The sequence below is a fragment of the Oerskovia enterophila genome (assembly GCF_044748475.1).
Lineage (GTDB): Bacteria > Actinomycetota > Actinomycetes > Actinomycetales > Cellulomonadaceae > Oerskovia > Oerskovia enterophila.
Genome location: NZ_JBIVFZ010000001.1, coordinates 162,151 through 174,821, shown reverse-complemented (window position 1 = coordinate 174,821; position 12,671 = coordinate 162,151). Strand labels below are relative to the sequence as shown.

At 72.1% G+C, this 12,671-nt stretch carries 6 protein-coding genes; all 6 read right to left on the bottom strand.

Annotation, left to right across the window (positions count from 1 at the left end):
* Nucleotide 1: 1 nt before the first annotated feature.
* The 6 genes from ACIPWA_RS00755 to ACIPWA_RS00730 all read right to left on the bottom strand — a co-directional run bounded on the left by ACIPWA_RS00755 (nucleotide 2) and on the right by ACIPWA_RS00730 (nucleotide 12,649).
* On the bottom strand, nucleotides 2-1,615 hold the full coding sequence (locus tag ACIPWA_RS00755) for a xylulokinase (RefSeq protein ID WP_400288431.1): 1,614 nt from the start codon (nucleotides 1,613-1,615) through the stop codon (nucleotides 2-4).
* Nucleotides 1,616-1,779: 164 nt separating this feature from the next.
* Nucleotides 1,780-2,850: a LacI family DNA-binding transcriptional regulator gene (locus tag ACIPWA_RS00750; RefSeq protein ID WP_400287726.1), complete on the bottom strand. Its 1,071-nt coding sequence runs from the start codon at nucleotides 2,848-2,850 to the stop codon at nucleotides 1,780-1,782.
* Complete coding sequence (gene proC / locus ACIPWA_RS00745) at nucleotides 2,847-3,704, bottom strand: pyrroline-5-carboxylate reductase (protein ID WP_068623749.1); 858 nt, start codon at nucleotides 3,702-3,704, stop codon at nucleotides 2,847-2,849. The genes ACIPWA_RS00750 and proC overlap by 4 nt, the downstream gene beginning before the upstream one ends.
* Before the next feature lie 125 nt (nucleotides 3,705-3,829).
* Nucleotides 3,830-4,519 carry a hypothetical protein gene (locus ACIPWA_RS00740; protein ID WP_400287723.1) on the bottom strand — a complete coding sequence of 230 codons (690 nt, stop codon included), beginning with the start codon at nucleotides 4,517-4,519 and terminating at the stop codon, nucleotides 3,830-3,832.
* 123 nt (nucleotides 4,520-4,642) lie between these two features.
* Nucleotides 4,643-7,885, bottom strand: coding sequence for a family 43 glycosylhydrolase (locus tag ACIPWA_RS00735; protein ID WP_400287721.1), 3,243 nt, complete (start codon nucleotides 7,883-7,885; stop codon nucleotides 4,643-4,645).
* A gap of 195 nt (nucleotides 7,886-8,080) precedes the next feature.
* Nucleotides 8,081-12,649 (bottom strand): Ig-like domain-containing protein, encoded by a 4,569-nt coding sequence (locus ACIPWA_RS00730; RefSeq protein WP_400287719.1) that lies wholly within the window; start codon nucleotides 12,647-12,649, stop codon nucleotides 8,081-8,083.
* Nucleotides 12,650-12,671: the final 22 nt, after the last annotated feature.

The following is a 12,671-nucleotide window of genomic DNA, read 5'->3' as shown; positions in this document are numbered from 1 at the left end:
GTCAGAGCGCGTCGACGGCCGCGCGCTCGACCGCGAGCCCGGCGTCGTAGCGGTCGAGGTAGGCCGCGAAGCCCGCGGCGTCGTCCGGGTCGGGGGCGACGGTGTCGAGCTCGGCCGTGGCGAACACGTGCTCGCGGAGGTAGGTGTCGAGGGTCTGCTCGTCGCCGGCCGCCACGGCGCGCGCGTAGGCCGCGAGCAGCGCGATGCCCCAGGCCCCGCCCTCCCCCGCGGTGCGTCCCACGGTCACGGGGGCGCCGATCGCCGCGGCGAGGAGCCGCTGGGCCACGCCCTCGGTCCGGAAGATCCCGCCGTGCGCGAACATGGCGTCGAGCGCGACGCCCTCGCCGTCGAGCACGCGCATGCCGAGGGCGAGCGTGCCGAACGCGCTGTAGACCTGCGCGCGCATGAAGTTGGCCAGGGTCAGCCGGCTGCCGGGCGTGCGGACGAACAGCGGACGCCCCTCCTCGAGGCCCGTGATGGGCTCGCCCGACAGATAGTTGTACGCGAGCAGCCCGCCGCCGTCGGCCTCGCCGTCGAGCGCGGCGCGGAAGAGCGCGCCGAACACGTCGTCGGCCGCGGCGGGCGTCCCGAGCGCGGCCGTGAGCTCACCGAAGAGGTCGGCCCAGGCCGCGAGCTCGCTCGCCCCGTTGTTGCAGTGGACCATCGCGACGAGGTCGCCCGCGGGGGTCGTGACCAGGTCGAGCTCGTGGTGGCGGGTCGCGAGCGCGTGCTCGAGCACGACCATCGCGAAGATGCTCGTGCCCGCGCTGACGTTGCCCGTGCGCGGGGCGACCGAGCTCGTCGCGACCATGCCCGTGCCGGCGTCCCCCTCGGGCGGGCACAGCGCCACGCCCGGCTGCAGCGCGCCGCTGGGGTCGAGCCAGGCCGCGCCCTCGACCGTCAGGCTCCCGGCGTCCTGCCCGGCGACGAGGACCTCGGGCAGGAGGGACTCGACCACGAGCCCGGGCCGTCGTACCCCGACGAGTGCGTCGAGCTGCGCGAGCATGCGGCGGTCGTAGGTCCGCGTCGTCGGGTCGACGGGGAACATGCCCGAGGCGTCGCCCACACCGAGCACCGAGCGCCCGGTGAGGATCCGGTGGACGTAGCCCGCGAGCGTCGTGAGCGAGGCCACCTGCGCGACGTGGGGCTCGTCGTCGAGGATCGCCTGGTACAGGTGGGCGACGGACCAGCGCAGCGGGATGTTGTGGTCGAACAGCTCGGAGAGCTCCGCGGCCGCCTTGCCCGTGGTCGTGTTCCGCCAGGTCCGGAACGGGACGAGCAGCTCGCCCTGCGCGTCGAACGCGAGGTAGCCGTGCATCATGGCCGAGACGCCGATCGCGCCGAACGTCGTGGGGCGCACCCCGTAGCGGCGCTCGACGTCGGCGACCAGCTCGGCGTAGCAGTGCTGCATGCCCTCGCGCACGGACTCGAGCGAGTAGGTCCACGTGCGGTCGGCGTACTCGTTCTCCCACTCGTGGCTGCCGCTCGCGAGGGGCGTCCCGTCCGGGCCGACGAGGCACGCCTTGATCCGGGTCGAGCCGAGCTCGATCCCGAGCGCGGTGTTCCCGGTGGCGACCGCCTCGCGGAGGTCGTCCACCCTGTCCTGCTGCACCATTGCTGTCTTCTCCTCGTCGCGTCGTCGCGCCATGCTCTGTCCTGCTCTCTGAATGTTAGCGCTCACACAGAGTGGTGGCCAACCCCTCGGTGCAACCTCGTGGGGCGGACGGTGTCCGCGGGCGGCGCAGTACGGCACCACCTTCCGGTGGGCCCGCGCCTGCCTCAGGCGCTCGGCGGTCCCGAGCTCGCCCGGACCACCAGGTCCGGCGGGATCTGGGTGGGCTCGCGCGTGGACCCGGCGAACGCGTCGAGCAGCAGCCCCATGCAGCGCCGGCCCAGCTCGGCGAAGGGCTGGCGGACCGTCGTGAGCGGCGGGATGAAGTGGGCCGAGCCCTCGACGTCGTCGAACCCGACGACCGACACGTCACGCGGGACCACGACCCCGGCCTCCCAGAAGGCCTGGAGCACACCGAGGGCGAGGTGGTCGTTGCCCGCGAAGACCGCGGTCGGCCCGTTCCCGTCCGCCACCCGGCGCGCGAGGTCACGACCGACGTCGTAGCCCGCGTCGGACGACCACGAGCAGCGGATCATCTCGCGGTCGATCTCCGGGACGCCCCGGGCGGCGAGCGCGTCGTTCCAGCCCTTGGCACGCTCGCGCGCGTCGAACCAGTCCAGCGGGCCGGCGAGGTGGACCACCGAGCGGTGCCCCAGGTCGAGCAGGTGCTCGGTGGCGACGCGCGCACCGAGCCGCTGGTCCACCGCGATGGGCAGGATGCTCGCGGCCCCCGTCCCGGGCGCACCCGCGTGCACCTCGTTCGGCTCGCGGGCCGCGATGAGGATGATCGGCACGGGCGCCCGGAACGAGTCGACCGCGGCCGCGACGTCCGTCTGGGGCGCGATGACCACGATGCCCTCGACCGCCTGGGCCATGAAGTGCTCGAGGACCGTGTGCATGGTCTCGGCGTCGTAGCGACGGATCGTCGCGACCGACACGAAGTACCCCTCCTCGCGCGCCGCGCCCTCGACCGCGATGAGGGTGCTCGTCGGCCCGTAGAGCGCCGAGCCCGTCGTGACCACGCCGATGGTCCCGGACCGCGCCGTCACGAGCGCGCGCGCCGCGCTGTTGCGCCGGTACCCGAGCGTCGCGATCGCGTCGAGGACCCGTTCGCGCGTCTGCGGGCGCACGCTCGGGTGGTCGTTGAGGACCCGCGAGACCGTCTGGTGCGAGACGCCCGCGAGCTCGGCGACGTCCGACATCGCGGGGGGTCGTGTGCGCCCCACGTCGGCGCTCATGCCTGCGCCTCCAGGGCTGCGGCGAGCTCCTCCGAGCGGTCGCGCGCGGCCTCGAGCGCCGTGAGGAACGCGGCCCTGACGCCGCCGTCGTCGAGCGCGCGCAGCGCGGCGACCGTGGTGCCGCCGGGCGACGAGACGCGCTCACGCAGGATGACCGGGTGCTCGCCCGTCTCGTCGAGCATCCGGGCCGATCCCAGCACGGTCGCGGTCGCGAGCTCGAGCGCCACGGCGCGGGTCAGGCCCAGCAGGACCCCGGCCTCGGCGAGCGCGTCGACGACGTAGAAGACGTAGGCGGGCCCGGAGCCCGAGAGCGCGGCCACGGCGTTCTGGTCCTTCTCGGCGACCCGGACCACGAGCCCGGTACGGCTCAGGAGCCGCTCGACGAGGGTCACGTCGTCGTCACCCGCTGCGGCGCCGCCGCTGACAGCGCTGACACCCGAGCCGATGACCGAGGGAGTGTTCGGCATGACGCGCACCACCGCAGTCCCGGCCGGGAGCCGGTCCTCGTAGAAGCGCGTCGAGAGCCCGACGACGACGCTCACCACCACGGTCCCCTCGCCCAGGTGGGGCGAGACCTCGGCGAGCAGCGCCGCGACGTCCTTGGGCTTGACGGCGACCACGACGAGACCCGCCTCGCGCACCGCGGCGGTGTTGTCCGTCGTGGTCGTGACGCCGTGGCGCCCCTCGAGCTCCTGCGCCCTCTCGGCGCGACGCACGGTCGCGACCACGTCCGCGGGCTGCCACCCCGCACGGAGGGCTCCGGCGAGCACGGTCTCGCCCATGACGCCGGTCCCGAGGACCGCGAGACGGGTGGGGCTGCTGGGGCTGTCGACCTGGTGGGTCGTCGTGGACATCGTTGTTCCTGCTTCCTGGTCGTGCGTCCCGGCCCGGTGGGCCGGCCCTCCTGCAGCCCTCCGTGGGAGGCCCGCGCGGCGTCGGCCGGTCGGTCGGACCGTCCGACGCAGCGGCCCCTCGCGGGCTACAGCGGGAACGCTGTGTAGAACTTCTCGATCTGGTCGACGGGTCCCGTCGCCTGCAGCACGGCCGTGCCGTTGCGCCAGGTGACGGTCGCCGTCCCGGCTGCCGCGGCGACCGGGGTGACGGCATAGGTTCCCACGGGCTTGCCGTCGACCTCGACGTCGCCCGTGGTCGTGGGTTCGCCCCCCGCAGCCACCGCGGCCTCGAGCAGCTCGTCGTAGGCCACCTCTGCCTCGTCGTCGTTGCCCCATTGTCCCGCGAGGACCGTCACGGTGCTCGCCGCGTCACCCTCGCCGTCCGCGTAGCTCAGCTCGTGCCCCTCGATCGCCCCCGCGTCGCCGTACGCGTCGGTCAGCGCCTCCGACCGGAGCGCGAACTGGAGGACGGCGTCCGGGAGGACCTCGGCGAACTCGGTCGAGGCGGAACGCTCGACCGGTTCGATCGTGGGGGTCGGCGGCGCCTCGGTGACCGTGACCTCCGCGGGCACCTCGGCCTCGCCCGCCCGGGCGAACCCCGGCCACACGAGAGCCGCGAAGCCCACGACGCCCGCGAGCAGGGCGAGCAGCACGCCCAGGGCGACGAGGCGCCGTCGGGCATAGACGGCCGACGAGGGCGCGCGACCGTGCCTGCTGTCCCGCAGACCCGGACCGTCCTGCGACGCCGGGCGCTGCCGACCCGTCTGCTGGCTCATGACGCTCCCCTCGATCCGACCGGTGCTCGCGCCAGCCTATGGCGTGCCACGCCGGTGACCGCGCAGCCGCGCGGAAGCGTCGACCGCCGCGGCCCGGCGGGGGGCCGGGCCGCGGTGGTCGCCTCAGCCGCAGGCCAGGGCCGCGAAGGGCACCTCGGACGTGCTCGTCACGTCCTCGCCGTCGACCTGCCCGGTCGCGACCACCGTCACGACCCCCGCCTCGACACCGGCGGAGCGGGCCGAGAAGGTCTGCGCCGCGGACTTCCCCGGGGCGACCCCGACGAACGACTTGGTGCCGAAGGGTGTCCGGACCTGCACCGAGACCGGTGCGGGCTCGTCGTTGACGACCCGCACCGCGAGCTGCGCGGTACCGCCCACGCACCTCGGGGTCGCCGTCACGCTCACGGCGACCTCGGGCGCCCCGGGACCGGTGCCCGGGTCGTCGGCCATGACCCGCAGCTCGGAGACCGCGACGGCCGAGTAGCTCGTCCCGTCACCGTCCGCGTGGATCACGGCGCGCAGCCGGGACGTGGTGACCCGGTCGAACGTCACGGTGTTGAGCGCCGTGGTGCTCGTGCCGTAGCCCGAGGGGTTCGCGACGTCCTTCCACGACCCCTGTCCCGAGGCGTCCCAGTACTGCAGCGACCACGAGGCGGGCTGGGCCACCCCGTTGCCCGTCCCCTGCGGGGAGTCCTGCCAGAACTGGATCTCGGCCCCCGTGAGGACGATCGGCCGGGCCCAGTCGTACTGGAGCCACTGGCTCCCGGGACGCTCGCCCGACCACGTGCCCCAGAGCTGGCCCTGGCTCGGGTTGCTCGGCACCAGACCGTCGTTGATCGCGCCCAGGGAGTTCCAGCCCGCGGTGTAGGACGCGCTCGGCGTCGCGATGGGCGCGACGTTGCCGGTCAAGGGACCCGAGACATCGGCCGCGATCGTGAGGCGCTGGGCCGTCCCGGCGTTGCCGGCCGCGTCGATCGCCCGGAACGACACGTCGTGCTTGTTCGAGTCCGGGGCGGCGACGGGACCGGTGTACTCGGTCCACGCGCCGGTCCCGACCATGTACTCGATGCGCGCCACTCCGGACGTCGCGTCGGTCGCGGTGACCGTGACCGTGCGGGCGGTCTCGTCGAGCACCCCGGTGCTGACAGGAGCCGTGCGGTCGATCGCGACGGTCTGGGTGCTCTCGGTCGAGACGTTCCCTGCGTTGTCCGTGGCGCGCGCGGCCACGACGTGCCGGCCGTCGCCGCCCACCGCGACGTCGACGAACCGGACGCTCGGTGTGCTCGACCACGCGGCGTCGTCGACCCGCGTGGCGAGCGTGACCCGGCTCCCGCCGTCGTCGGTGCCCGTGACCCGGACCGTGACGTCGGAGCGGTACCACCCGTTCGTGCCGGACGAGCCGCTGACCGAGAACGTGACCTCCGGGGCCGTCTCGTCCCCCTCGGTGTCGGCCGGGTCCACGACGGTCACGGTGCCCGTGACCCGCCCGGCGGCATAGCCGAGCACCGAGCCCTCGACCGTGAAGGTCCCCGCCTGTGCCACCGAGGACGGGTCGACCGCGTCCCAGAACACGGGGAGCGCGAGCGTCTCGTCGGGGTCGCCGAGGTAGGTCGCCGTGACCGTGCCCGGCAGCTCGGCCTCGCCGATCTCGACCGTCAGGGCCGGCCCGTCGATCGCGGCGGGCTGGGCCGCGAGCACCTTCCACTCCTCGACCGCGACGCCCGAGAACGTGCTGCCGTTGGTCGAGGCGTCCAGGACGGCACGGAGCTGGGTCGTGGTCACGGCGTCGAACGTCGTGCTCTGGAAGCCGTTGGTCGAGGTCCCGTAGGCGCTCGGGTTGCGGACGTCGGTCCACGCGCCCGCGGTCGCGTCCCAGTACTGGATGCGCCACGCGGCCGGAGCCGCGACGCCCACGCCCGTGCCCTGCGGCTGGTCGCTCCAGAAGTCGATCTGCGAGCCGTTCACCCGCACGGGCGTGGCCCACGTGTACTGGACCCACTGCTGGGCCGGGTTGTTCCCCGTCCAGGTGCCCCACATGTCCGGGGGCAGGGGGTTCGGGCGCACGATCTCGTCGTTGAGCGCCTTGATCCAGTACTGCGTGGGCACGGGGTCGTTCGACACCGTGACCCGGGCTTCCTGCGCGACGTTCGCGCGCGGGGTCCGGTCGGCCGTGCGGGCCGGCGTCGGCACGACCTTCTCGATCCGGGCCGGGGACCGGGAGTCGTCCCAGCGCAGCGTGTCGATCGCGACCGAACGACGGAAGTGGTTCCCGCCCACCGCGTCGGCCGTGTGGTAGACCAGGCGCCACTCGCCGTCGTACTCGACGATCCCGGGGTGGCTCGTGGTCGAGGAGACCGGGTCGAGGATCGTCCCGCGGTACGTCCACGGGCCGGCGGGCGACGCGGCCGTCGCGTACCCGATGCACGCGTGGTAGTTCGCCGGGGTGCACGACGACGTCGCACCGGCGTTGTTCCCCGCGTACGCCATGTAGTAGGTCCCGTTGCGCTCGAAGGCCCACGCCCCCTCGAAGAATCCCGTCAGGCCGCTCACGGCAGTGACCGAGCCCACCGGGGTCTTCATGTCCTGGCCGAGCTCGAGCATGCGGAGGTTGCCGAAGCTCCCCCAGTAGACGTAGACCTTCTGCGACGCGCCCTCGCCGTCCACGAGGATCGTGGGGTCGATGTTGTGGATCGTGTTCGCGGTGGGCACCTTCTGCGAGATGATCGGCGCGCCCACGTGGTCCGTCCAGGGGCCGGTCGGCGAGTCGGAGACCGCGACCCCGATCCCGAACTTGTCCTCCGCGGTGCTCGCGGCCTCGTGCACCGGCACGTACCAGTAGTAGCGGCCGTCGGCGCCGGGCACGACCTGGCCCGCGTAGGCCCGGCCCGGGGTCGCCCACGAGAAGACCTGCTCGGGACGCATGAGCGACGGGTGGTGCGTCCACTCGCCCGTCGATCCCGTGGCCAGGGCGTCGTCGGTCACGAACGCGCCCCACTCGTTCATGATGAAGTCGTTCGTGGTCGGGCCCGCCTCGTCGTGCCCCGTGTAGACGTAGAGCTGGTCCGAGGCCGTGTCGTTGCCCGGCGCACCTGCGGGCACCACGAGCGGTGCGGGGTCGGCCGAGTAGTACGAGCCGTCGCCCAGGATCGGGTTGTGGGGGCTCGTGAAGGTGTACGACGCCGCGGCCGCGGCGACCTGCGGGACGGGTGCTCCGCCGTCGGGCTGCGTGGCCGCGGTGGCCTGACCCGCGCCGAGCGCGAACGCCGTCGAGGCGACGACGGCCACGACGGCCGCTGCCGCGGTGACGGACGGGCCACCGCGCGCGGTCCTGCGCGGTGGTTCGAGGAACGATCTGGTGGGGCTCACGGTGCTCTCCGGTCTGCTCGGCCCACCCTCGCCGGGCGACCGGAGGGACACGTCGGCGTGTCCTCCGCGAGCGCCACCCGGGCGGGCAGGAGATGAGGGGCGCGCACCCCGAGGGTTCCCTCTCCCCCGGGGTGCGCGGTCTGGCACCGTCGGGGGCGGCGTTTGCAGCCGCCGCCCCCGACGGTCGTTCGCTGGCTACCCGCAGCTGACGGCGTCGAACGCCTGCTCGACCTCGGTCGTGACCTGGGCGCCGTCGACCGTCGCGGTCGCGACGACGCTCACGGTCCCTGCCTCGATCGCGTCCTTGCGGGCGCTGAAGGTCTGGCTGGCGGACTTGCCCGGCGCCACGCCGACGAAGGTCTTGGCGCCGAACGGCGTCGTGACCTTGACGTCCACCGGGACCTCCTCGTCGTTCACGACCCGGACCGTGAGCCCCGCGACCTTGCCCACGCACTGCGACCTCGCGGTCACCGTGACCGCGACGTCCGGCTCGGGCTGGCCTTCGCCGGTGCCGACCGTGACGGTCGCCCTGGCCCGCTTGTCGGTGCCCTCGACCGCCCCCGTGACCTCGAACGTGCCGTCCTTGGCGTACTTCCCGGGCTCGACCGCGTCCCAGGTCACGACGATCCCGCTCTGCTGCGAGCCGTCGTTGTACTGGACCGTGACCGTGGCCGGGAGGACAGGCGCCGTACCGACCCCGGTCGAGACCGCGGTGTCGGCGATGGTGTTGATCTGGACGGCGTCCGGGCCACGCACCCAGACGGTCGCCTGGGCGACCAGGGTCGTCCCGGACACGAAGCCCTGGACCGTGAAGTCGCCGATCTGCTCGACCTGCGCCGCGTCCACGGCGCCCCAGGCGACACCGTTCTCGACGACCGAGCCGTCCGCGTAGGTCACCGCGACGGTGCCCGGCAGCTGGGGCAGGGTCCCGACGGCGGTCCGCACGTGGACGTCCGCGGCCGAGACCGCGGGAGCCGCGAAGACGCGCCACTCGGACACACCCACGGCAGAGTTGCTCGTGCCCGCTGCGTTGGGCAGGGCGGTGAAGACGGCGCGCAGCCTGCTCGTCGTGACCGCGTCGAACGTCACCTCGTTGGTCTTGAGGCGCTCGGTGCCGTACGCCGACGGGTTCGTCACGTCCTTCCACGTGCCCCCTCCGGCCGCGTCCCAGTACTGGAGCTTCCACGCCTTGGGCACGGCCACGCCGTCACCCCCCGTGGTCGTGTCGGTCCAGAAGTCGATCGACGCCTTGTCCACCCGGACCGGGGCCTCGAAGTCGTACTGCAACCAACGGCTCTCCGGGCGAGAGCCCGACCAGGTGCCCCACAGGTCCGTGCCGGCACCTCCCGTGAAGAACGACGGCTTGCCGTCGTTGACGGCGTCGACGTTGTTCCAGCCCGCGGTGTAGTCCGCGGTCGGGGTGGCCGTGGAGGCGACGTTGATCTCGCCGTCCGAGAGCGCGGTCGCCTGGACGACGACGTCCTTGGTCGAGGTGAGCTCACCGTCCGACACCGTCAGGCGCAGGGTGTAGGCGCCGGACTTCGTGAATCGCACGACCGACGTCGTGGCCTTCGGGTTGTCGAACACCGCGCTGCCGCCCTCGGGAGCCGCCTCGACGGACCAGCCCGACGTGATCTGACCGTTCGGCAGACCGTCGTCCTGGGCGGTGCCCAGCAGGCGGGCCGAGCCGGCCTGGTTGTACGTCGAGTCCGTCCACGCGTCGGCCTTGGGCGCCTGGTTGGTCGAGGCGGGCGCCTCGACCCCGGTCGAGAAGGCCTGGACCTCCTTGATGCCGGTCCTGGTGCCCGCCGCGTGGGTCACGGTCACGCGGAGCTTCGAGGTCGTGACCTCGGGGAACTGCACGTGGTTGAAGTTGCCCTGCGGGAACAGCGGGGCGCGCGACTGCGCCGGCACGGGCTTCCACTGCGTCCCGTCGAGGTACTCGACCGTGTAGAGAGCCGGGGCCGAGTAGCCCGCGACGGTCGCGGTCGAGGACGAACGGTAGAAGTAGACGCGCACGTCGTCGACCTTCTGGGCCGAGCCCAGGTCCACCTCGAGCGAGTCCTTGGCGTTCGGCGAGCCCGCGGTGCCCCAGAAGGGCTCGTTGACCGTCGTGCCGTCGACGGCACCCGCCGGACCACGGCCGTTCGCGGAGAACGAGGCCGAGACGGGCTTGCCCTGGGCGAGGTTCGTCGAGCCGGCCGAGGCCGGGGAGACGTCGGCGCCCGCCTTGGCCATCATGTCCACGACGCGGGCGTCCGCGGCGAACACGACGTCCTGCGGAGCCTGGACCTGCCGCTGCTCGGCCGTGGTCACTTTGACGCCGGCGGGGGCGTCGACCGTGCCCGTGGACGGGTCGTAGGTCACGTGCGCGAGCTCGTCGACCGTGAACGCGAGCTCACCGTCGAGGAAGACCGAGTACCCCTCGGGGACGTCGGCGCCGTAGTGCTTCTCGCCGCCCGGGGCGTCCCACGTGATCGTGAGGTCCTTGTCGCGGTAGCGGACGTTGTTGACCGTGAAGTGGTCCCAGTCGATGTCGATGGGGGCGAGCTCGATCTTGTCGTCCGAGCGCGGGCGCAGGCCCATCGCGTCCTCGATCATGGTGAAGTTCGTCGTGCCGAGGATCGTGTGGTGGATCCACGAGCGGTAGCCGATGTTCTGCGGGTCGGCCGTGCCGTTCGACCAGAACTCGTTCTGGTCCGGGTACCGGTTGTCGCCGTTGTTCTGGTAGTGCGACCAGGCGTTCCAGTAGAGGAGCTTCTTGTAGAGCTCGGCGTCCACGTAGTCGTTCGGGTAGTCGCGCAGGACGCTCGAGAGCATCCGGAACGACACGGTCGAGTTGATGACCGAGAAGTTGTTGCTGCCCGGTCCGCCGTAGGCCGCCTGGTCCGCCTGGTTGGCCGTGAAGAACGGGAAGACGGGGTACTGCTCGTCGTCCGCGAAGAGACGCAGGGCCTCGACGTACGGCTGGTCGTAGTCCGCGTCACCCGGCTTGGGCATGAGGCCCACGCTGAACGGGTAGTAGTTGTTGATCTCCTTCCACGGCACCAGCGCGTCGGTCGCGACGTGACGGTGCTTGAGGAGGTTGCCCTTCAGGCCCACCTCGTCGGGCGTCTCGCGCGCGGGCTCCCAGAGGTACTCCAGGACGGCTGCCTTGATCTGCGCGGCGAAGGCGTCCATCTCGGCCGCCTTGGTCTCGTTGCCCGCGGTCCGGTAGGCCGCGGCCGACGCCTTGGCGTTGGAGTACAGGTAGGCGTTCTCGGTGCGGTCCATGTTGCCCGCGCGCCAGTGGAACGACACCGCGTCGGCGTCGTTGCCCGTCATGGCGCCCCAGTTGTACTCGATGAGGCCGTTGCCGTCGTTGTCGAAGGACGCCTGCAGGTCCTTGACGTCCCGCTCGGCGTACTGCGCCAGGTTCTGGGCGATCACGGTCGGTCCGCCGTGCAGCTGGTACGAGCGCCACGCGGCCTCGGAGATGTACTGCGTGTAGCTGTTGGACCAGTTCGCGGGGTCACCCGGGTTGTCGACGTACTTGCCGCTCTTGGCGACCTCGCCCGCGGAGACCCAGGGGCCGTACGAGTAGACGGGGTCACGGAAGTACTTGAGGTCGTCGATGAACATGCCCGTGGTCAGGACGATGTTGTTGTTGTAGCCCAGCACGCCCTCCATCGAGGTGGGGAACTGGAAGTCGTTGCCCGGGATGTTCGCGTCGAGGAAGTTGAAGCGCATCAGCCACCAGCGGTAGAAGAGCGTCTTGTCGATGTTGTCCTCGGGCGTGTCCAGGTAGGGCACGTTGTCTGCCCACCACTGGTTGTAGGCCGTGACGTGCGCGGTGTAGGCGGCCCCCGGGGTCGCCGCGCGGAACGCGTCGTAGTCGGTGCGCGACTCGGGGATCTCCTCGGTGACGAACCCGAGCTGGACCTTGGTGCTCGCCGAGCCCGTCGCCGGGACGTCGAGCGTGCGCGTGATCGCGCCGTCGGCCGGGGAGAAGCCGTCTCCCGAGAGGCGCGGGAAGACCGTGGTCAGCTTGTTGAACGCCTGGACCGAGCCCGTGAGCTCGTCGCCCTCGGGGGTCTTGGCGAACGACGACGCGGCCGAGATCCGGACCTGCTTGGCCGTGCCGTTCGTGCTCGAGACGGTGAGGTTCGTGACGGCCACGTTGGCGTCGGTGATGAACTTGGTCTGCACCACGCGCAGGCCCTGTGCGGTGTTGTTGAACGTGCTGCGCCAGTAGCTGGGGGTCTGCTTGCGGGCCGACGCGTCCTCGGTGAGGGTCACGTTCGACCCGTTGACGTTCACCGTGATGGTGTACGCACCCTGGCCGCCCGCGAGCGACTCCCAGTACGCGACCTCTCCGCCGAAACCGAGCGTGGCGGGCTGGTGGGTCTTCATGAAGACCGCACGGCCACGGCTGAACAGCCACTGGTTCGCGTCACCGTTCGAGCCGCCCGGCGTGTTGCCCGTGCGGGCGAGCATCTTGTCGATCCAGAAATCCTTGTCGGTCCCGCTCCCGGCTCCGGCCGCGACGTCGGCGTCGAAGATCGCCTGGAGCTGGTTGCGCACGTGGTAGCCGGTCCCCTCCGTAGGGACGGGCTTCGCGTCCCCGCTGAACACGGGGTACCCCACGTCCGCGTTCGGAGCGGCCTGGGCCAGCGAGGGGACGATGAGTCCCGTCGTGGCGACGGCAAGGGTCAACGTGCTCGCGATCGTCAGCCGGGCTCTGCCGCCCGGGACGTGCTGGGGTCTGGTCGCTCGCTTCTTCACGGGCGTACACCTCTCCTCGTCG

Coding starts and splice junctions, on each gene's coding strand:
- ACIPWA_RS00740 (WP_400287723.1), bottom strand. CDS start 4,519: ATGAGCCAGCAGACGGGTCGGCAGCGCCCGGCGTCGCAGGACGGTCCG.
- ACIPWA_RS00755 (WP_400288431.1), bottom strand. CDS start 1,615: ATGGTGCAGCAGGACAGGGTGGACGACCTCCGCGAGGCGGTCGCCACC.
- proC (WP_068623749.1), bottom strand. CDS start 3,704: ATGTCCACGACGACCCACCAGGTCGACAGCCCCAGCAGCCCCACCCGT.
- ACIPWA_RS00750 (WP_400287726.1), bottom strand. CDS start 2,850: ATGAGCGCCGACGTGGGGCGCACACGACCCCCCGCGATGTCGGACGTC.